The 21,944-nt window shown below is 45.6% G+C and carries 13 protein-coding genes; all 13 read right to left on the bottom strand.

What is annotated here, in order from left to right:
• Positions 1–18 precede the first annotated feature (18 nt).
• The 13 genes from B2X65_RS00795 to B2X65_RS00735 all read right to left on the bottom strand — a co-directional run bounded on the left by B2X65_RS00795 (position 19) and on the right by B2X65_RS00735 (position 21,866).
• Complete coding sequence (locus B2X65_RS00795) at positions 19–4,845, bottom strand: NAD-glutamate dehydrogenase (RefSeq protein WP_290609900.1); 4,827 nt, start codon at positions 4,843–4,845, stop codon at positions 19–21.
• A gap of 234 nt (positions 4,846–5,079) precedes the next feature.
• Positions 5,080–7,398 carry an efflux RND transporter permease subunit gene (locus tag B2X65_RS00790; RefSeq protein WP_290609899.1) on the bottom strand — a complete coding sequence of 773 codons (2,319 nt, stop codon included), beginning with the start codon at positions 7,396–7,398 and terminating at the stop codon, positions 5,080–5,082.
• Between the two features lies 1 nt (position 7,399).
• Positions 7,400–8,332: a WD40/YVTN/BNR-like repeat-containing protein gene (locus B2X65_RS00785; RefSeq protein ID WP_290609898.1), complete on the bottom strand. Its 933-nt coding sequence runs from the start codon at positions 8,330–8,332 to the stop codon at positions 7,400–7,402.
• Positions 8,333–8,564: 232 nt separating this feature from the next.
• Complete coding sequence (locus B2X65_RS00780; protein WP_290609897.1) at positions 8,565–9,926, bottom strand: DUF1329 domain-containing protein; 1,362 nt, start codon at positions 9,924–9,926, stop codon at positions 8,565–8,567.
• A 16-nt stretch (positions 9,927–9,942) separates the two neighbouring features.
• The gene (locus B2X65_RS00775) at positions 9,943–12,099 is read right to left on the bottom strand and encodes a DUF1302 domain-containing protein (protein WP_290609896.1); all 2,157 of its coding nucleotides are present in this window, start codon (positions 12,097–12,099) and stop codon (positions 9,943–9,945) included.
• A 319-nt stretch (positions 12,100–12,418) separates the two neighbouring features.
• Complete coding sequence (locus tag B2X65_RS00770) at positions 12,419–12,643, bottom strand: DUF2835 family protein (RefSeq protein ID WP_290609894.1); 225 nt, start codon at positions 12,641–12,643, stop codon at positions 12,419–12,421.
• On the bottom strand, positions 12,640–15,222 hold the full coding sequence (gene pepN / locus B2X65_RS00765; protein ID WP_290609893.1) for an aminopeptidase N: 2,583 nt from the start codon (positions 15,220–15,222) through the stop codon (positions 12,640–12,642). The genes B2X65_RS00770 and pepN overlap by 4 nt, the downstream gene beginning before the upstream one ends.
• Positions 15,223–15,298: 76 nt before the next feature.
• Entirely contained in the window at positions 15,299–16,768 is a 1,470-nt protein-coding gene (nhaC, locus tag B2X65_RS00760; RefSeq protein WP_290609892.1) for a Na+/H+ antiporter NhaC, read from the bottom strand.
• 71 nt (positions 16,769–16,839) lie between these two features.
• Positions 16,840–18,171: a sodium-dependent transporter gene (locus tag B2X65_RS00755; RefSeq protein ID WP_290609891.1), complete on the bottom strand. Its 1,332-nt coding sequence runs from the start codon at positions 18,169–18,171 to the stop codon at positions 16,840–16,842.
• 94 nt (positions 18,172–18,265) lie between these two features.
• Positions 18,266–20,290, bottom strand: a complete 2,025-nt coding sequence (gene prc / locus B2X65_RS00750) for a carboxy terminal-processing peptidase (RefSeq protein ID WP_290609890.1) — start codon at positions 20,288–20,290, stop codon at positions 18,266–18,268.
• 17 nt (positions 20,291–20,307) lie between these two features.
• Positions 20,308–21,051 (bottom strand): RNA chaperone ProQ, encoded by a 744-nt coding sequence (proQ, locus tag B2X65_RS00745; RefSeq protein ID WP_290609889.1) that lies wholly within the window; start codon positions 21,049–21,051, stop codon positions 20,308–20,310.
• A 6-nt stretch (positions 21,052–21,057) separates the two neighbouring features.
• Complete coding sequence (locus B2X65_RS00740) at positions 21,058–21,396, bottom strand: hypothetical protein (RefSeq protein WP_290609888.1); 339 nt, start codon at positions 21,394–21,396, stop codon at positions 21,058–21,060.
• A complete protein-coding gene (locus B2X65_RS00735) occupies positions 21,393–21,866 on the bottom strand; it encodes a GAF domain-containing protein (RefSeq protein ID WP_290609887.1) in 474 nt (157 codons plus the stop codon). Before B2X65_RS00735 ends, B2X65_RS00740 begins: the two co-directional genes overlap by 4 nt.
• Between the last annotated feature and the right edge of the window lie 78 nt (positions 21,867–21,944).

The raw sequence follows: 21,944 nt of genomic DNA, 5'->3' as shown, positions 1-21,944 counted from the left end.
TGTCCGCTTATTTCAGCATCAAACTGATTGGCTTAACAACATCAGTTCTCGCATCGCTACTGAGAACTTGGCAAACTCATGGCTCTTGGTTGTTTTAAACTCCGCCAGCATTAGGCGCCAGCGCTCAACCAAAATGTGATGTTGCGTCAACCACGTGGCGATGACATCATCTGCTGAACATGATTTACCGCAGTTACGAACGACTACCGCCGTTAATGAGCGCTGCTGCCAGTCCAGTTCTTCGCGGTACGATGCTCGTGCCAGTGCTTGCCAGTGATTTGCCACCGGTTGCTGAGTAATTTGCTCCAGGAACCAGTGTAAATCAAGCTTGTCGCCGAGCTTGAAGTAAATCTCCGACACCAGAGCCAGTGAGGTTCCCTGATTATCACTAACCTGAGCAATATCCATCACCGAGAACACCGTGCTTAATTGGGTTAAGTAACGCGCAATGTCAGCCGGGATGTCTTTCGTTATCAAATCTTGCTCGTTGGCACGCAGCTGAGCAAGTTCAGCTTCTGCCAGATAATTGGCCAGCTCGTTTGATATCGCCTGATAAGCCGGTTTAAAGAAATCAACAGTTTGTTGAATATCCATCGTTTTATTACGATGCCGAATAAACCAACGGGTCGCCCGGCGCATGGTGCGTCGCAGCTGGAACAACAACTGGTTTTGTAACGCTGCCGAAATTTCATTATCCAGTAGCTCAAGTTGCTTCCAGAATTTAGATAAGTCGAATAGATCCCGGGCAATGGCGTAGCACATTGCAACTTCACCTATGGTAGCACCGGTTTCTTCCAGCATTCTTTGAGCAAAATTAGGGCCCATTTCATTCACCAGCATATTGGCTAATTTAGTGGCGATAATTTCTGCTTTTAACGGATGGTTCTCCATCTCTTTAGCGTACTGTTTTTGTAATATCTCAGGAAACGCCGTGAACAACTGCCGTTTAAAGTAATTATTCTCATAAATTTCCGGTAATACTAAGCGCTCTTTCAATACCATCTTGCCGTAAGCGGTTAATATCGCAAGCTCTGGCCGGGTAAGACCAATGCCTTTTACCATGCGCTCTGCCAGCTCATCATCGCTGGGCAAAAACTCCAGCTCGCGGTTTAGCTTGCCATCTTTTTCCAACGCATGAATAAAGCGGGTGTATTCTTTAATCTGTTCTGAACCCAGTAGCGACGACAAGGTAATGCTCTGATTTTGGCGATAGCATTCTTTTAAGACTAATGCCGCAACATCGTCCGTCATTTCATTAAGTAATTTATTGCGCTGCTTCAGGGTTAAATCGCCACTTTGTACCAGCGCGTTTAATAAAATCTTAATATTAACTTCATTATCTGAGCAGGTTACGCCACCAACGTTATCAACAAAGTCAGTGTTAATGCGCCCACCGTTAGCGGCAAATTCGATACGACCGCGCTGAGTAGCGCCTAGGTTGCCGCCTTCGCCGAATATTTTGGCTTTTAATTCTCTACCATTTATCCGTAACGGTTCAGAGCCACGGTCACCCACTTCGGCATGACTTTCTGACGTCGCTTTAATGTAGGTACCAATACCACCGTTCCAAATCAAGTCTACCGGCATCATCAGACATTCGCGGATCAGTTCATTTGGCGTCATGCTGGCTTTAGTGGTACCCAGCATTTCTTTCATTTGCGCTGATAATTTTATAGATTTAGCGCTGCGTGCAAATACACCACCGCCCTCAGAAATCAGCGATTTGTCGTAATCGTCCCAGGTAGAAGTTGGCAGATTAAACAAGCGCTCACGCTCAACGTAGCTGCTGGCTGGATCCGGAGTCGGGTCAATAAAAATGTGCATATGATTAAACGCAACCTGCAAACGAATGTGTTTAGATAACAGCATACCGTTACCAAATACGTCGCCTGCCATATCGCCAATACCGACACAGCTAAAATCTGTCGTCTGACAATTAATTCCCATTTCCCGGAAATGCCGCTTGACGGCTTCCCAGCCGCCACGGGCGGTAATTCCCATTTTTTTATGGTCATAACCATTAGAACCGCCTGAGGCAAATGCATCCCCCAGCCAAAAACCATATTCTTCTGAAATACCATTTGATATATCGGAAAAGGTTGCCGTGCCCTTGTCCGCCGCTACCACCAGATAAGGGTCATCTTCGTCTAGGCGGGTAACATGCGCAGGCGGCACTATTGTGCCTTTTACAATATTATCGGTAATATCCAGTAATGCCCGGATAAAGATCCGGTAACACGCTTTACCTTCTGCAATAAATGCATCTCGACCACCGGTTTCAGGCAGTTTTTTACATACAAAACCACCTTTAGCTCCAGAAGGAACAATAACCGTATTCTTAACTTGTTGTGCTTTAACCAGGCCGAGAACTTCGGTCCGGAAATCTTCCCGACGATCAGACCAACGTAACCCGCCGCGGGCCACTTTACCAAACCGTAAATGCACCCCTTCCACCCGCGGTGAATAAACGAAAATTTCATACATTGGCAACGGTAACGGAATATCAGGAATTAAATCAGGTTTAATTTTAAAAGAGATATAAGGTTTATCAGTACCGTCAGCGGCAGGCTGATAGTAATTGGTACGTAAAGTCGCGTTAATCATGTACACAAAGCGGCGGATAATCCGGTCGTCATCCAGGTTGGCAACCCCCTCCAACTGTGTATTAATTTGCTCTTCTAACTTTTCAATAGACTTTGCCGTCGCTTTAGACGAGGGTGAAAACTTTTTATCAAACAGCTGCACCAACAAGCCAGCCAATTCGGGATAACGGGTAAAGGTACTTTCAACATAATTCTGACTGAAAGTACCACCAATCTGCCGCTTATACTTAGCAAAAGCCCGGATGATAGAAGCCTCTCGCCCGCTTAACCCTGCGCCTAAAATCAGGCGGTTAAAACCGTCATCTTCCAGCTGCCCCGCCCATACTTTAGCAAAAGACAATTGAAAGCTTTGCTGTGCGTCGGCAAAGTCCAGCGGAACCTCACCATTTAGCTGCATGGAAAAGTTTAAAATCCAGCTAACGGAACCATCGGGAGACTTGACCGCATAAGGTGTCTCACCAATAACCCGCAAGCCGAAGTTTTCCAGCATGGGTAACACATCTGACAAATGAATCGGGTGATCTTTATGAAACAGGTTCAGCCGTACCGCTTTACTTTCTTTACTCTCTTCTTGCGGACGGTAAAACAACATTTCTAACTTATTATCGTCGTTTAATGCTTCCAGTTTGCCAATGTCTACCAGTGCGTCACTTGGTAGCATTTCTTCTTTATAGGCTCTTGGAAAACTGTTGACATATTTACGTCCCAATTCCCTGCCACGGGCCTCGCCATACACACCAGTTAATGCCGTTTCTAATTTGTCTTCCCAGGTACGGGCCGCTTCGACCAGATTACGTTCAATATCTTTCACTTTATACTCGACATGGCTATCCGTGATCCGCACCAGATAATGAGTGCGGGCCAAAACAGATTCTGAAAAATAGGTAGTAAATTCTACCGGCTCGTCGGTGCCCAGTGCCCGCTGTAAAATGGCCTGAGTTTCTTTTCGCAGCTGCGTGTTATATCGCTCGCGCGGCACATAAACCATCGCAGTAACAAAACGGCCAAATGCATCTTTGCGCATAAACAAGCGGGTCATGTCACGTTCTTGCATCTGTAACACACCCATCGCGACATAAAGCAATTCGTCGGCGCTCGCCTGGATCAACTCATCACGTGGATAGGTTTCCAGAATATTCAGCAGTGCTTTATAAGCATGGGTACCGGTAGCAAACTCAGACATGGCCATTACCCGGGCCAGCTTACTTTTAAGCAATGGAATATCTGCAGCGCTGTTGTTATATAACGATGATGAATACAAGCCGATAAAACGATGCTCGCCTACCACCTTGCCGTCTTTATCGAACTGTTTAACCCCAACGTAATCGATATAAGCCGGTCGGTGAACCCGGGATTTGTTATTGGTTTTAGTGAGCACCAAAATTGTCGGGCTTAACGCTTGCTTGCGACCGGCATCAGGCAACTCAGATAACATAAGGTCGCGGGATTCAGAGCGGCGCATCAACCCCAAAGAGCTGGCATCGATGCCGGCAATTTTATAATCACCTTTTACCGGCGTCATTTTATATTCGCGGTAACCAAGTAAGGTAAAGTTATCTTTAACCAGCCAGTTAAGAAAATCCGTTGTTTCTTTAATTTCGTCAGCAGCAGCTTTACCACTGTTTTTTGCAAAGGTTTTAATTACGTCCAGCAACTTCTGCCGGGTCGGCTGCCAGTCCTGCACTGCCAGAGAAACATCTTCCATTACCGAGTGCAATTCACTCTTTAATGCCTGGATAGTTGAATCATCTGATATCCGATCGATTTCAATATGAAATACGGTTTGCTGAGTACTGGAGCTATGGCTACTGCCTAACTTGAAAAAATCAGTAATATGTCCGGCTTTATCGCGTTGTGTTTGTAACGGATAATGCAATAATAAATGGGCTGCAATGTTATGGCGGCTTAATGCCATACGCACTGAGTCGACTAGAAATGGCATATCCTGTACGACAATTTCTACGATAGTGTGCTTAGACTCCCAGCCATGGCGGGATATCTCAGGATTGTACACCCGGATCCGGGCTTCAGCTTCAGCATGCTGATTAAAAGTTTGCCATAAACTTAATGCCGCGCCATACAGATCACTGTCATTGCGCCCCACTAAATCTTCATTCGACATGTTGCCATAGAGGGTATAAGCAAACTTCTCCACCAGCTTAGGCTGATCTTTTACTTTTTGAGTTATCAGTTTGCTTACATTTTGTAGTAGTACAGAGGGATGACCGTCTATCAGTGCCATTATTGTATCCTTTTTCAGAGCACAGCTTTACCAGCTGGTTCTACCTAACATACAAGGTCTTGTCTGCTGCGCAGTGTAGTGACTATTGTAGCGCTTTTGAAGCACTATTTCCGGCTTTTATGCTGGTTAAACCAGTGGTTTTTAAGGCTTTTGACAACTTATTCAGTTCACTTAAATAGAAAATGGCCTTTCGGCCATTTTCTTGTTTAAACATGCAAAAAATAATTTTTGCCGTTAACGATTATTTCGCCAGAATACCGCAGCTAAGGCTGGCAATACCACAATGGCACCTAACATGTTTACAATAAACATAAAGGTAAGCAGGATCCCCATATCTACCTGGAACTTCAACGCTGAAAATACCCAGGTACTGACCCCAACGGCCAACGTTATACCCGTAAACAACACGGCACTGCCCCGCTCTTTCAGGGCTTCAAAATAGGCCTGCCGTAATGGCATGCCGTCGCGCAACAGCTGACTCATGCTGGATAAGATATAAATACCATAATCAACGCCTATACCGACACCCAGCGCAATAACCGGTAAGGTGGATACCGTTAATCCAATCTGCAACTTGGTCATTAGTGCAGTCGCCAGCACTGACACCACATATAGCGGCACTACAACCGCAATAGTGGCCCGCAGTGAACGGAAGCTGAGTAAACATAGCATGATCACAGCGCCGTACACGTACCACATCATGGGTTGCTGAGCCGCTGACACCGCTTCGTTGGTCGCAGCCATTACCCCCGCTGGGCCTGAAGCCAGCATAAACCGGGTTTGAGCATCACCCAGTTCCACGCCGTATTTTTTCGCGGCTAACACCACTCGCTCAATCGTTTCTGCTTTGTGATCTTCCAGAAACACCATCACTGGCATAACGGAACAATCGGCATTAAGCAACCCGGTACTGGTTTCAACCCGGGAGGTCGCTTGCACCAGCGACTGAGGATTGCGCGGTAAAACCCGCCATTTCTGATTGCCTTCGTTATACGCGGCATTAATGCTTTTAGACACCGATGCCAACGATATTACCGATTGCACACCCTGAACGTTCTCCATCAACCATTGAAATTGATCTATCCGATCCATAATATCGTGCTCAGTACAGGCACTAGGAATGGTCTCAACCATAATATTGATGTAATCAACAGAGATAGCAAAACGATCCGTTATAAGTTTTGTATCGACGTTATAACGGGAGTCTTCGTGTAGTGACGGTGCCCCTTCATGCAAATCGCCAATCTTAAGCTGCTGACTCTGCCAGTATCCAACGGCGAACAACACGGCGGTTACCGCGATAATGGCATAAGCAAATCGTTTGGTGGCAAATGCTGATAACGCATACCAAAATTTATCTGCCTTGGCTGAAGGCGAAGCAACTCTGGCCTTGTACGCTGCGCTGAATTTAACAAAAGACATTAACACCGGAAGCAAAATCAGGTTGGTCAGAATGATGACAGCAACACCAAGGCTGGCGGTAATAGCGAGTTCACGAATCACGCCAATTTCTATGATTAATAAAGTTAAAAAACCCACAGTATCCGATAACAAGGCCACGCCCCCTGGTACCAGTAACTTTCTAAAACTGGATTCTGCCGCCGTTTTCGCATCCATACCCGCAGCAACACGTTTGCCGGTAGAGTTAATCATTTGCACACCGTGACTGACACCGATAGCAAACACCAAAAACGGTACCAGAATAGACATTGGGTCAATGCCAAAACCAAGCATGGTCAGCAGCCCCATTTGCCACACCACAGCGATCAGCGAGCAGGCAATCGGCAACACGGTCAGCATGATAGATTTAGAGAAGAAAAACACCATCAGCGCAGTTACCGCTAACGCCACCAGGAAAAACAACACCACACCCTTGGCGCCTTCGGCGACATCACCAACCATCTTGGCGAAGCCGATAATATGGACACTAATTTGTTCACTTTGATGCTTTGCCCTGATGTTTTGTTCTAAGGTTGTGGCAAACTCGAGGGTATCGACCGCCTCTCCGGTGTCAGAGTCAATTTCAAGCAGTTGGGCAGTTATCATGGCACAACTGTAATCATCCGCGACCATACGGCCGACAATGCCTGCTTTTTCAACGTTAGATTTCACCCTGGCAAGGCCACGCTTGTCGGCAACAAAATCGGCAGGAATAACTGGTCCACCGGCAAAACCATCCTCAACCACTTCAATAAAACGCGTGCTGGGACTGAACAACGACTTGACCAATACCCGGTTTACGCCCGGCGTATACAAGACGTCATCATGAACCTGGCGAAATGTTTCAAAAAAGGTTGGGTTAAAAATGTCGCCACTGGCATCGCACACCGCAATAAGAATATTGTTAGCACCGCCGAAATCTTCAGCATGCTCCAGATAAGTCTGCATATATTCGTGCTTTAGCGGGATATTTTTGGTAAACGCTGCATCCAGCTTAATGTCTGTCGCTTTTACCAGTAAACCGATAGTGACCAGAAGAAAAACTACAAGCACCAACGCCCGGTGCCGGAATAACGCATATTCAAATTTATTAACCAGTGAATTTACACTCATATTATTCAGACTTATCCAGATTTAATACTTTAATGCCAACCTCAGTAACCAATAACATCCTGTTATCCAGAGCCACCCCATTTAAAATTGCTTTACCATCGTCTTGCGAGCGTTCCGCAAAGCTGACACCGTCATCTTCACTTTGTAATAAAGTGCCTGCATTACCTGTCAGATAAACATTGCCGTTTGCATCACTGAACACGCTATTCAACGTAGCCGCTTCACTAATCTCAATTTGTTGCCAATTCTGACCGTTGTCTTCGCTTCGAAAAACGTGACCGCGTAAACCAACGGCTAGCAACCCCATTTGTGGCGTCCGATGCAAATCAAATAAGGAACCGTTATAAAACTCTTCCATTCGCTGCCAACTGGATCCGAAATCTAAACTTTTTGCGATAAAACCTGATTCACCAACCATGTATAACGTATTACCATCGATAAATAGTCGATTAAAATGGGGCAAAATTGAACTCAGTTCCTGACGGTAAATCTCGGGATCAGTTTGCTGTAAATCCAGTAAGTATTCTTTATCTTCCTCAGCTGCGAGTTCGACAAATAATTCCTGCTGCCAGTTTTTACCACCGTCGGTGGTAACAAAAAATAAGCCATAAGCGCCTATCGCCATACCATGTTGGGCATCGCGGAAGTAAACGTCCAGCAGAGGCTTATCATCATCAGGCAAAAACTGCTGTAGCTGCCAACTGGCACCGCCATCGCTGGTCGCCAGTATTAAGGCGTCATGCCCCACAGCCCAACCGTGTTGCTCATCAACAAAGAAAACTGCAGTCAGCAGGCTTTGTGTAGGTACCGGCACCTGTTGCCACTGAGCGCCATCGTTACTCAATAAAATATGACCACGCTCACCCACTGCCACATAAAAATTATCACTAACCTTTTGCACATCGGTCAATAATGACTGTGCGGCGAGCGGCATTATATATGCTGCCTTAGCTTCATCTACAGAGTTGACATCGGCCCGCGTCTGCAACGCTGTATTGCTTAACAAAACACAACTGCAAGCCAAAAAAAGTTTCTTAAACATAGGCAGCGTACTTACTCTTTACAATGCATAAATAAATTAATTACTGCCAACACCACTGTTGCGACAGAAATTAAAGCTAAAAAAAACGGCCAGCTAATGCCAGCCGTTTAACTACTATCGTGAGTTAACGAGTACCCTCACGGCGCAATGCTGCAGGCGTGAAGTCATTGTCAGAAAGTTGAACTGAAAAGTCATACATTCTGTCTTCGTTGTCCAGACCAATGGCGATATAACGACGGGAGTTAAGATCATGATAAACTTCCAGCGTACTCCAATGGGTTGGTACTTCATAATAGTTCAAGCCATGCGCAACCGCTACCCGATACATGTCACCACGGTTATCGTACAGGTCCGCAACATGAATTTGCCAGCTGTCTTCATCGATATAAAATACCCGCTTACCATATACATGCCGGGTACCCTCTTTCAGGGTTGCTTCGACCACCCAAACCCGGTGTTTTTCCCAACGAACATAATCAGGATTAATATGACCGGCCATCAGAATGTCAGCATATTTTGCTTCTTTGCTGTGCAACTTATAATCATTGTACGCAATATACATTTCCTGTTTGCCTTTCAGCTCCCAGTTATAACGGTCAGGTGAACCGTTGAACATGTCAAAGTCATCAGTGGTCCGTAAACCATCTGACGCAGTACCTGGTGCATCGTAGGCGACGTTTGGCGCACGACGAACCCGACGTTGGCCGGTATTATAAGTCCAGGCCTGACGAGGTGTTGCCACCTGATCCATCGTTTCATGCACTAATAACGCTGTGCCTGCCAGTCGCGCTGGCGAGGTAACGCTTTGCTTAAATCTGAACAAGATGTTTTCAGCTTCTAATGCGTCTGCAGTGGCGTCCGGATGAGAATACTTAAACATGATTTGTTCATCGAAGCCAATAACCGTATAGGCACCGTTAGAGGTAGGCGCAGCCTGGCCACCATTACGGCTTGCAGCAACACCACGATAACGAACAATATGGTTCCAGACCGCTTCCAAACCATTTTGCGGTATTGGAAATGGAATGCCTATTGCCGCGTTAATCAAACCATTACCACCTTGAACTAACTCAGCTTCAGTAGCAATTTTTTGGGTAGCATCATAAAAATATTGAGGAAATGATGCACTACGACGAGTTGGATAGACATTCATCTTAAAGGTATCAGGATAAATATCAAACAGCTGTATCATACCCGGGCTTAAAAACTGCCGATGGTCTGCAACATTAGATTTATCAATGGTTAATACCACTTCATCTGAAGCAAATGGATTAATATGATGATCACCAGCTGTGTAACCTGCTGGCGCACTTTTAATACCACCTGTCCATGCTGGAATTGAGCCATCAGCATTTGCAGCTTTCTCAGCACCCAGCGGCGTTAAATCATTTCCCAACCTGGCAGCTTGTTCTGGTGTTATTTTTGCCAGGGCGTTACAGCTGACAATCAGAGCAATCGCTGAAGATAATAGGGTGAGTTTTTTCATAATCGGCTCTCGTCCCTTAAATAGAATATTTAATATTAAAAGATACAAAATCACGGTCGGCTACGTTGTTAGTAGTACCCTTACCACCCCAGAACAAATTGTAAGAAACCTCAGCTGACCACTTACTCAGGTAATCAAAACTAACCGCGTAAGCTGCTGATTTTCTATCTTCAACAAACATGAATAACGGATCAGGGGTAATACCATTCACGTCATGTGAAAACACCAACCGTTGCGACATATTAACGCCAGCAAAGACGTTGTTATAGTCTGCTTTAGCCAGAATACGATATCCCCACGCAGATTTTGTTGGAAATGGATTGGTTTCAGGGCCATCAGACAAACCAGTGTGCAGGCCTTGAGATGGACCATTTACACCAATCAGAGGACCACCGCTGCGATCCGTGCCTGGACCATTTAAACGTAACTCATCATATGCTGGCATATCATTAATGGTGATACCACCAATTTCACCTAACATACTAAAGTTATCAGCTCCCAGCATAGGGCCAAATAAATGCGTAAAGGTCGCTTGCGCCTGCAAGGTATCACTTAGGATGTACCCTTGGGCAAAATCACCCGGGCCAACTTTTTCGCCAAACACCCGGCCTATCTGAGATATACCTGCCAAATCGGTACGCAAACCGGCATTGGCTAGCTGTTCAGGCATCCCCGCATATAAAATTTCAACGTCGTCAATTTGCAATGGCTCATCCTGCCGATAGGCTATTTCGCCTGCAATTGACGTTCCGCCTACCGTTGTATTAAAACTAAAACCATATAGCTTAATATCTTCAGGATATTCTAATAACGCCTGCGAAAACATTTCCATACTGGCAATATTTTCACTGGTAATCTGACCTTGATTTTGCGACAGGAAACTTAACGACTGAAGTACACCTATGAATTCTCCACTTTCAGGATCCGCACCTACTCTGAAATCAGATGCGATACCTGAAATAACAGGAACCCGGCTATGGTAATTCATGTAGTACAGCGCAAACTCGGTTTCATTCAACTCCGGTGCATAATACTCAAATTTAATACCGTATTGCCCACCATTTTTAGGTTTCACTTCACCAGCACTGCCTTCCGGACGCAGTGTTACCTTTGTCGGATAAGCAATTGCCAGGTTTACGGCGTCAGCACGCTGCTGAGCTGTGCTGGCAGGGTTAGTAATAACCTGCAACAATTGCGGCGCAAACATCGACAATGTATTCATTTGGTCAACCAGAAAATCCATATCGATATCCGGGTTACCCGCAAAACCTAACTGCACGTTCTGGGCATAACCACCCCGACCGGCAAAGTCATTGGTAGAGAAGTAGCTACCCGGAACTGGCAAGTAGCTTTGTTCCCAATCGTACTGATAAAAAAGTTCAGTAGACAGGTTTTCTGTTAAACCAACAGACAAGGTAATCATGCCGACAGGGATATAAGCTTCTTTTAATTCAGCGCCTGGCGCTCGGGCAATACCGACATCTATCGGTGTAATATTAATGCCGTGTTGGATAAGCGTACTTTCACCCCAACTTAACACCTGATTACCCACTCGAATTGTCACTGGGGTCATGCCATCGTTAAAACTGAAATTACCGTATACATAAGCATCTAACAGTCGTAAATCTTTACATGCCAATTCGCTGGAACCACTATCGGCACAGGGATCGACCCGATTACCACTTAAAGGGTTGGTATAAGCAAAATCCTGATCTGCGACAGCAAAATCATAAAAATACATAAACCGGGTAAATAAACCAATATTGTCACCGCTGATAGCTAACTCATGTACGCCTTTAAACAAGCTGCTGTACATATCGCCACGGTCAAAGTTCAGATTGCCGCCATCGCCATTACTGGAGTAGGAACCAGGTTGTTCCCATATCTGAGAGTTGGCATAGACACTGTTAAAATTAGGGTTGCCACTACCGTCAACAATATAGCCATAACCTGTCCAGTCAAAGCGCGGGTGATTTACCTTAGAAATGGTATCCCAATTCCGCTCTTCGGTGCGAATACTGCCACCGTATGAAAACGTTGAATCGAATACGACATCGAAATTGCCAACTTTAAAGGTTGCTGCTTGAGCAGGCACAATGGACAATGCCAGTAATGCAGATGCAACCCCCAAGGCTAACGGACTTTTATAAAAAGTATCAGGCCTTCTATTCATCTTGTGATCTCCCCCCTGTCCCTGCAGGTATGTTTTATGTCTTTTTAATTATTATGCTGAGCCAACTGCTCGGAGCTCAGCTTGCATCACGGAAATAATTACATCATTTTAGGGTGTTAGCAAGGCTTCTCCTTGCGTATATCTGTTGATTTTTATTCAATTTTTACTTATTGCAGCATCTGCCTGATCTGATAATCGCACTTTCAGTTTAATCATTGTCTTAAGCACGTTAACACCACATCATAAGCTAATGAAATTAAAGGTCAAACCAGATGAAACTGCAAGTCGTCGTTTTAATCTATCGTTTAAAGTAATAACTCTAATTAATTTTTTCCAGCCTTTCAAAAGCGCCACTTTGCGACAACGACAACCTGAACCGACCGCGCAGGCCCGACTCTGAAAAAAAGGGCTGAAAATGCTTTAAACCAAGCTGGATGCGCTCTCCACTGTCTGCGGTTACAACCACATAGCGCAGTGTGCCCTGATAATAGAGTAGGCATTTTTCCCTGCCCAGAAAAGCACTAAACACAAATAGCCGTTTCATGACAAGCTTTTAGTAATTTTCTCATAGAGATCATTACTTAATTTCTCCTGCGTTGCTAATTGCTTAAGTGTGGCCAACATATGGTCACGTCGTTGATCGTTAAAGCGTTTCCAGGCGAGTAAGGGAGTAACCAGGCGGGCAGCCACCTGCGGGTTTATCGAGTCCATTCTGGCGACGACTGCGGCCAGACAACGATACCCCTGCCCGTCAGTACGATGAAATTGTTCAGGATTGCGCATACTAAAAGCACCATACAAAGCCCTGACCCGGTTAGGATTTTTCCAACTGAAAAGCGGATGGCGACTTAATTTTTCTAAACTATCAAACACCTCTTCTCTGGGATTACTGGCAAGCAACGAAAAGTATTTATCCATAATCAATACGTTGTCTTGCCACTTTAACGCAAAATTCTCTGCCATATCGTTAAATCCCGCTAGCGCTGCATATTGCGCCGCAACAAGTGCGGCCAGCGTATCCGTCATGTTGTCTGATTTCTGATAGTGCTGATTGAGCAGTTCAGAGCCATCACTAAGCAGTGCAAGGTAACTTAAACAACAATTACGCAGCGCCCTGCCACCTGCTCCCTGCTCTGTATAACGATATGATGCATGTTCAGTGGCTTGATAACAGTGACGCCAGTCTTTGGCAAGCTGGTTCGCCAGCTGTAGTTTAATCGTCTTTAGGCTGCTGATGATGCCCGACACCGGTATATGCTGATACTGCTCGGCCAGGGTATCAAAATCAGGTAAGGTTAGCAGCTCTGCGGTGAGTGCCTGATCGGGCAATGGATGCTGTAACCACTGGCTGAGTAGTGTTATCAACTCAGCGGGCAATTCAAGCCGGGTGGCGGGTTGCGCTAAGTGTTGCCGGATAAAATCAGACCAGAATACCTGCATGGCATCCCAACGGGCAAACCCGTTATTTGCCTTTTCAGCAATCAGTAATAACTGGGACAACGAATAGTCTTGTTGCAATTTCACTGGCGCAGAAAAATTCTCCCATACCACAACCGGTTCGACTGATAGATTGTTAAAACTGAAATGTTCAGTTTGCTGGCGCAGTGTAATAAGGTGTTGCTGATCCACCCTGCCGTCACGGCTTAATAGTTGTAATTGCAAGGGTATCAGCAACGCTTGCTGGGTTGTTTGTTCTGAATTTCCCGAAAGCTGCTGTTTTACTTCAAGATGCAAAGTTGACGTTTGCGGATCAAACTGTTGAGTCAGGGTGACTACCGGCGTGCCAGACTGACTGTACCACAGCCTGAACTGAGTTAAATCTATACTGTTAGCGTCTTGCATCGCTGCAACAAAATCATCGCAGGTCACCGCCTGGCCATCGTGGCGCTGCAAATAAAGCGCCAGCCCCCTGTTGAAGCCTGGCTTGCCAAGCAGAGTCTGCAGCATCCGGATAACTTCAGCACCTTTATCATATACCGTGACGGTATAAAAGTTATTCATTTCAAGTACTTGCTCAGGTCTTATTGGGTGTGCCATCGGCCCGGCATCCTCAGCAAACTGCGCAGTACGGATAAGTTTAACCGCATCAATCCGATTGACTGTCGCAGAGCCCATATCTGCGCTGAACTCCTGATCCCGGAATACCGTTAACCCTTCTTTTAGGCTGAGCTGAAACCAGTCACGACACGTTACCCTGTTACCCGTCCAGTTATGAAAATATTCATGACCGATTATTGATTCAATATTAAAGTAGTCTTTGTCTGTGGCAGTACTGTCATCGGCTAACACATACTTACTGTTAAAAACATTGAGACCTTTATTTTCCATTGCGCCCATATTAAAAAAATCAACGGCAACAACCATATACACATCCAGATCGTATTCCAGATTGTAACGTGTTTCGTCCCAGCGCATTGCGCGTTTAAGCGCTGCCATCGCAAAATGACCTTTTTCCTGCTGGCCTGGTTCTACAAAAAGTTGCAGGCTTACCTGACGGCCGCTTGCTGTCGTAAATTGATCCGACAGGCAATCGAAGTTGCCGGCAACTAAGGCAAATAAGTAACAGGGCTTGGCAAAGGGATCATGCCAGCTAACACGGGTTCTGCCATCAGCACGTTGCTCAGTCGCAATGTTATTGCCATTGGCAAGCAGATAGGGGTACTGTTTATGGTCAGCAATAATATGGGTGGTATAGACCGATAATACGTCAGGTCGATCAGGATAAAACATGATCCTGCGAAACCCTTCAGCTTCACACTGGGTACAAAATACATTGTTGGCAAGATATAAACCTTCCAGAGCCGTATTTTCTGCCGGAGCTATCTCAGTAATCAGTTGCAGAGTAAATGTTTTTGGCACACTTGGGATAATCAGATGATCATCGGTAAGCTGATAGCGCTCAGGACCAAGTTCAACGTTATCAAGCGCGATATATTTCAGGCTTAGCTGCTGACCATCTAATACCAGGGGAGCACCAGCGCGCTGCTGGGTAATTTTCATCAGCGCCGTTACCCGCGTCGCCTCAGGAACCAGTTCAAAGGTCAGTTCAATTTCAGGGATCAGAAAATCGGGTTGCCGATAATCGGCCAAACGACGGCTGTTTCGGTCTGAATTGCTACTCATACTTTCTCCTTGAGACCATTAAAACACTCTGGTTCTGAGTTAAAAAAGCCTGAATATTTTCAGGCTTCAGATTGTGCTAGTTTTTTAACGTTTCTGCCGGCTGCATTGAGGCTGGTGGCGACAATCGCAGCACCTTTATGCCCAGATAAGCATATACTATAGACAGCAATGGATTAATTAAGTTAAAGAACGCATAGAAGGCATAATCCAGTGGGCTGACACCCAACACACTATGCATATAGGCCCCACAGGTGTTCCATGGTATTAACGGGCTGGTTATGGTGCCACCGTCTTCCAGTGAACGTGATAAATTTACCGGAGCCAGGCCACGACGCTTATACTCTTCTTTAAACATGCGTCCAGGCATTACTATCGACATATACTGGTCGGCGGTAAGTAAGTTGGTCACGAAACACGTCGCTATCGTACTGGTAATCAGCGAACCGGTACTGCTGGCAAAATAGAGAATGGACTGCACAAATTTACGCAGCAAACCAATTTTCTCAATAGTTGCACCAAACATCATCGCACAAAATACCAGCCAGATAGTATTGAGCATGCTTGCCATGCCGCCGCCACTGAGTAACTCGTTCAGGTTACTATCACCCGTATCGACAGCAAAACCAGCATAAAAAGTATGCCATACCAGTTTAAAAACTCCCACAGTGGCCGGCAAGTTACCATCAATCAGACGAGCCAGTAATTCCTGCTGAAAAAATACGGCCCATACCGCGCCAAGTAAGGCACCGATAAATACGGTTGGAAATGCAGGTACTTTTTTAATCGCCATGGCTAACAGTACCAGCAGCGGTACCAAAGACACCAGGCTAATAGCGAACTGATCTTGTAATACCGCGCTAATTTGTTCAATCCGGGCAAAATCGGCACTGATGTCACTGCTAAAACCAATAATGGTAAAAAGTATCAATGCCAGCACAAAGCTTGGCACAGTAGTCCAGAGCATATGCTGAATATGTTGAAAAAGCTCAGCCCCGGCGACTGCTGGCGCAAGGTTAGTCGTTTCACTCAGCGGTGAAAGTTTATCACCAAAATAAGCCCCTGAAACAATAGCACCGGCGGTAATAGCCGGTGACAACCCTAACCCCGAAGCTACACCAATTAGCGCAACACCTATGGTCGCTGCAGTGGTCCAGGAACTGCCAATGCTCATTGCCACAATACCACACAGTAAACAACTGGCGGCGTAAAACCAACTCGGACTAAGTAACTGTAAGCCGTAGTAAATCAACGTTGGTACAGTACCGGATAACATCCAGGTGCCAATCAGCGCTCCGACTGATAGAAGAATAAGGACCGCTCCCAATGACAACGAAATCCCTGACACCATGGCACTTTCCATGGTATGCCATTTATACCCATTTTTTAAACCAATGATTACCGCTACTGCAGTGGCAACAAATAGTGCAATCTGGTTTGGCCCATACGAGGAATCGTTGCCAAATAAATACACCGACGCAGAAAGTAATATAATCAGAACGATAACCGGCAGCGCTGCATCCAGAAAACTAGGATGTTTTTCAGTCATTATTGTTGCTCCACTTTAGTAAAGGCGCTTGCCGCGCCTTTCAATATTATTATGATGGAAGAGGCAAAGCCCTATAATGACCGGTAAAACATCAGCACTATGATTACCGGACAAACGAATTTAACGTACCAGGGCCAAACCCGCCAGAACCAGCTATGTTCTGCCTGCGAATCGCCCTTCTTCAGCTCAGCTAAAATGGAATTTCTGTTCCATATCCAGCCAGCAAAAATACATAACATTAAGCCAAGCAATGGTTGGCTGTACTGGGTCGTCAATGCAATAACAAAACCAAACAGCAATTCAAAGTTCGCCAGAATAAGTACACTAATCGAGAAAATAATGGCAGCAATAAGCCAGACTGCTTTGTTACGCGCGACTTTCCGGTTCTCCACAACATAAGAAACCGGTACTTCTAACATTGAAATAGAAGAAGTCAGGGCGGCTATCGACATCAACAGAAAAAAAGCAGAGGCTACAACTAACCCTACAGAGCCCATTGTGGTAAACAAGGACGGCAAAACGGTAAATATAAGGGTATCTTCAGCCAGTAGCTCGCCATTTGCCCCAAATATTTCAACACCATTGTGTAAAGCAACGTACATTGCCGGAATAATCAGTAAACCAGCCAGCACCGCCACACCAATATCAACCAATGCCACTGATGCACCTAATTTTGGCAGGTTTTCTTTATGGCTGACATAGGAGCCATATATCAGCATGGTGCCGACACCTAATGACATGGAGAAAAACGCCTGACCCATTGCACTTATTAATAATTCCGGATTAAGTGCTTCGGTAAAATCAGGCAGAAGATACACTTTTAAGCCATCCATAGCGCCGTCCTGAGTCATCACATACCCAAACAGCAACAACATCAACACAAATAATGTTGGCATTAACCTCACAGACCAACGCTCAATGCCGTTGACCACGCCACCGCTAACGATGCCAACCGTTAACAGCATAAACACGCCACAGAACAGAATATTTCGAGGCAAAGAAGACGCGATCAGCCACTGTGCCAGTTGTTCTAAACCCGCAAGGCTAGCTAATGCTTCCAGTGTGTAGGACAGCATCCAGCCGCCAACAATACCGTAAAATGCTAAGATCAATGAAACGGTAGCAATACCCCACATTCCGACAACGCGACCGGAACGACCTTTCGATACAGAACCGAGGGCATCCACCACATTGGACTCGGTTGCCCGGCCAATTAATAACTCAGCCATTAATACCGGATACGCCAACACAAATGCCAGGACTAAATACATCAGAACAAAGGCGGCACCCCCATTGCTGGCGACCTGAGAAGGAAAGCCCCAGACATTTCCCAAGCCCACTGCAGATCCCGACGCAGCCAGAATAAATCCCAGCCGTGATGAAAAAACACCCCTAGTTGCCATAAATTAACCTTTATAATTATTTTTATATTTGGCTGAGCCTAACAAAAAGCGGTAATAAATACCGCTTTTAAATCGTTATGTTCGCCTTGTTTTATTATTTTTTCGCCATACGGCTAACTCTTAATAAATCCGCCGTGATATTTGCCGCTTCCTCAAGAAAGGGATCCAATTCACTGATTAACTCAGGCGCATCATCTACAGACTGAACTTTCTCAAGTTCAAACCTGACTAATCGCTCGTTAACCCTGGCAAGTTGTTCCGCTTTTTCTTTATCACGCTCGCTTATCCGTTCAGATTCTTTCAACGATACCGTTTTGTCATTCTGACGCTGCTGATAATCTTTTATATCCTGCAACATGTAACCAAACTCAGTTTCCTTGCTAATCCGTTGCTGATGCTTCTCAAGCAATACGGGCACTACGGCCTGAATATCATTAACGCTGGCATATTTGGCCGGGTTAATAGAATCCCAGGGCAAGGCATGCTGCTCTTTGCTCTCACCCCATTCAGCGGGATCAATCGCGGTAGGGAAATGAATATCTGGTATTACCCCCTGGTGTTGGGTACTGCCGCCATTAATCCGGTAAAATTTGGCAATCGTATACTGTACACTGCCCAACGGTTCTTCAAACATGTCGTAAATACGACCTAAACCACGGTGTTGCTGCACAGTACCCTTACCAAAGGTTTGTTCACCGACGATAATTGCCCGGCCGTAATCCTGCATCGCTGCAGCAAAAATTTCTGACGCCGATGCGCTGTAACGGTCGACAAGAACGGTTAACGGGCCATCATAATAACTAACGCCATCGGTATCTGGTGACTCGGTTACTTTTCCGTCGCCCTGGCGGATCTGAACCACCGGGCCGCTATCAATAAATAAACCGGTAAGCAAAGTGGCTTCCTGTAGCGACCCACCGCCATTGCCACGTAAATCGATGATAATGCCATCAACTTGCTTTTCTTTTAATTCAACCAATAATTTTTTAACGTCATCAGCCAGATTATTATAAAAGCCAGGGATGCTGATTACACCGATATTCTGCTCAAGCTCGTTGAGCTTCGGATCTAAAACCTCTGCTTTGGCAGCGCGATCTTCCAGTCTGATTTTATCCCGGACAATCGTGATAACGTCGGCTTTATTGCCTGCGATATCGCTACCACCAAGCACTTGCAACCTTACCGTACTTCCTTTCGGGCCTTTTATTAAATCAACGACATCATCCAGCCGCCAACCTATAACATCAACAAAATCATTGCTGTCCTGTGCAACACCAATAATTCTGTCTTTGGGCTTAAGTTTCTGAGTCTGATCTGCTGGTCCACCTGGTACCAGACTCTGGATGACCGTGTAATCTTCATCGGCTCTTAGCACGGCACCAATGCCTTCGAGCGACAGATTCATCTCTTGTTGGAATCGATCAGCATTGCGTGGAGATAAGTAGGATGTATGCGCTTCAATGGCCCGCCCAAACGAATTCATCACTAGCTGAAACACATCTTCGCTATTGGTCTGGCTTAACCGCTTCTGGCTGTTACGATAGCGTTTATTCAGGATCTCCCTGATTTCGTCATCGGCTTTACCGGTCAACTTTAAATTAAGGGCGTCAAACTTGACCCGCTGGCGCCATATCTCATTCAGCTCAGCTTGGTTTGCAGGCCACTGCGCGTCTTCTCTATCGTACTTATAGCTATCGTCTTTACTAAAATCGAACTCTTTAGCAAGTAAATCAATAGCGAAATCAAACCGCTCAGCTCTACGCTGCATCGTATGATTAAACATATCAAACGCAAAATTTAAATTCCCTTTGTTCAAGCCATCGTCAAATTCGTCACGAAAATGTGCAAACGAATCAACATCCGCTTGTAACAGAACATTGCGGTAATAATCTAAATTTTTTAAATACATATCGAAAATGCGACCTGATAATTCATCATCAAGTTGCACAGGGACATAATGGCCTCGGGTGAACAGCGCGGTTATCCTTTTACTGGCTGTTGCGTGATGTGACGCCTGGGCCATTACTGGCAGAACCTGATTGTCTTCAGATTTTCCTGGCTCGGCTTGAACAGCCAGAGCCATCATTAAACTTGCCGCTAAAATGGATAATTTCTTCATAAGCTACTCTGCGTTAATCAGGCCTGATACAAACTGTCCCGACGGGTTTTGACCACCATTCCAGACGAAAGCTGCACCGTTACATCATCTTTATGCACTTCAAGCACGGTTGCCAGCATTGGAGACTGGCCTAACTTAACCAATACACCAGCACCTACTTTCAGTTGCTCATCCGCTATAGACTCTAAAACAGCCTCTTTCACTACCGGACTGGCAGCTTTAGTCACTGCTTTACTGCTTAGCTTAGTGCTGTTAGAGCTATTACTTGTCGTTTTGTTCGGCTTTTTTTTGTAAGCAGGTTTATCACTAGCGGGTTTAGCCTTGGCTTTTTGCTCTGCAAGCCGCGCCTTACGTAATTCGGCCGCTTTATTTTTGCTCTCAGTAAGCGTACTCAGGGCATGATCTGCTTGCTGCTGGTCAATCAGCTCACCTGCTTCACCTTCCAAATCTACGCGGGCAACACCAGTCTGGATTGCTTCCAGATAGCGCCAGCTGGACGTATATACCCGCAGCGCTTGCCTTAATTGCGTTTTGCTTACCAGGCTATCCTGCTCAAGTTTAGCCGCAAGATCTTGAAAAATACCGATTTTAAGTGGCTTTACCTGCCCCTTAACACTAAAGCATAAAGGAAATTGCTGGGCCAGATATGCCAGGACTTCTTTTACATTCGCCAGTTTTCTGACTTCGTTCTCGTTGGCTGACGCTTCTTGCGCTGGCGCAGTATTCTGGTCTGTATTTAACGCTTCAGTGGAGGTTGTCATTAAAATTTACTCTTCATCATCATCTGCATTTACGTCAGCATCTTCTGCATTTGCAGTGTCAGCATCATCAATGCCCAATTCAATTTGTTGTCGCATATAAACTAAAGCCCACCCGGTCAGTTCATGCTCATCAACATCCAGCAATAGGGTATCAGTTCCTAATTGCTGCCAGAGTTGTGGCATTATCTGTTCTATTTGCTCAGTGGCAAGATCATCGGGTAAAGCGTCCCACACAGCATGAATAATACTGTTAATCTTATCGGTTACCAGTTCCTCTTCGCCGTCCCAGTCACCCACTTCAGACTCGTTCAATAAATAGTCCTGAACTGTCAGTGCGTCTTTCATAGTGGTTCAGTTAACCGTTGTTCAAGCAATTTGACCAACGACACCAAATGCTGTTGATCATCACTATCAAAACGCGCCAGCGTTGGACTATCAATATCCAGTACCGCAACAATATTCTGTTGAAACCGCACAGGCAGCACAATCTCTGAATTACTGGCGGCGTCACAGGCGATATGGCCGGCAAACTGGTGGACGTCTTCAACCAACTGTACTTCGCCGGTAGCTACGGCCGTGCCACAAACCCCTTTTCCTACCGGGATCCGGACACAAGCGACCTGTCCCTGAAAAGGCCCAAGCACGAGTTCATCGCCACGCATTATATAAAAACCAGCCCAGTTTAAATCAGGCAGACTGTTGTATAACAACGCACTTAAATTGGCCATATTGGCAATAACATCGGTTTCATCGGCAATGATCGCCTGAGCTTGCTGTAGCAGCAAGTCGTATTGACTGTTCTTTTCGCTAGACATCGGTTTGCGGTTTCTGTTTACCCAGTATCAAAGGCATTACATTACTTGGTTTGCAGGTTAATTTAAACCTTTTTAATG

This window comes from Arsukibacterium sp. UBA3155 (assembly GCA_002364615.1).
In the GTDB taxonomy this organism is placed as follows: Bacteria; Pseudomonadota; Gammaproteobacteria; order Enterobacterales; family Alteromonadaceae; genus Alishewanella.
The sequence above is the reverse complement of the archived record's forward strand: the minus strand, read 5'-3'. Positions and strand labels throughout refer to the sequence as shown.

Excerpts from the sequence above, each read along its gene's own strand:
- B2X65_RS00795 (WP_290609900.1), bottom strand. The coding sequence starts at position 4,845 with ATGGCACTGATAGACGGTCATCCCTCTGTACTACTACAAAATGTAAGC.
- B2X65_RS00790 (WP_290609899.1), bottom strand. The coding sequence starts at position 7,398 with ATGAGTGTAAATTCACTGGTTAATAAATTTGAATATGCGTTATTCCGG.
- B2X65_RS00785 (WP_290609898.1), bottom strand. The coding sequence starts at position 8,332 with ATGCCGCTCGCCGCACAGTCATTATTGACCGATGTGCAAAAGGTTAGT.
- B2X65_RS00780 (WP_290609897.1), bottom strand. The coding sequence starts at position 9,926 with ATGAAAAAACTCACCCTATTATCTTCAGCGATTGCTCTGATTGTCAGC.
- B2X65_RS00775 (WP_290609896.1), bottom strand. The coding sequence starts at position 12,099 with ATGAATAGAAGGCCTGATACTTTTTATAAAAGTCCGTTAGCCTTGGGG.
- B2X65_RS00770 (WP_290609894.1), bottom strand. The coding sequence starts at position 12,643 with ATGAAACGGCTATTTGTGTTTAGTGCTTTTCTGGGCAGGGAAAAATGC.
- pepN (WP_290609893.1), bottom strand. The coding sequence starts at position 15,222 with ATGAGTAGCAATTCAGACCGAAACAGCCGTCGTTTGGCCGATTATCGG.
- nhaC (WP_290609892.1), bottom strand. The coding sequence starts at position 16,768 with ATGACTGAAAAACATCCTAGTTTTCTGGATGCAGCGCTGCCGGTTATC.
- B2X65_RS00755 (WP_290609891.1), bottom strand. The coding sequence starts at position 18,171 with ATGGCAACTAGGGGTGTTTTTTCATCACGGCTGGGATTTATTCTGGCT.
- prc (WP_290609890.1), bottom strand. The coding sequence starts at position 20,290 with ATGAAGAAATTATCCATTTTAGCGGCAAGTTTAATGATGGCTCTGGCT.
- proQ (WP_290609889.1), bottom strand. The coding sequence starts at position 21,051 with ATGACAACCTCCACTGAAGCGTTAAATACAGACCAGAATACTGCGCCA.
- B2X65_RS00740 (WP_290609888.1), bottom strand. The coding sequence starts at position 21,396 with ATGAAAGACGCACTGACAGTTCAGGACTATTTATTGAACGAGTCTGAA.
- B2X65_RS00735 (WP_290609887.1), bottom strand. The coding sequence starts at position 21,866 with ATGTCTAGCGAAAAGAACAGTCAATACGACTTGCTGCTACAGCAAGCT.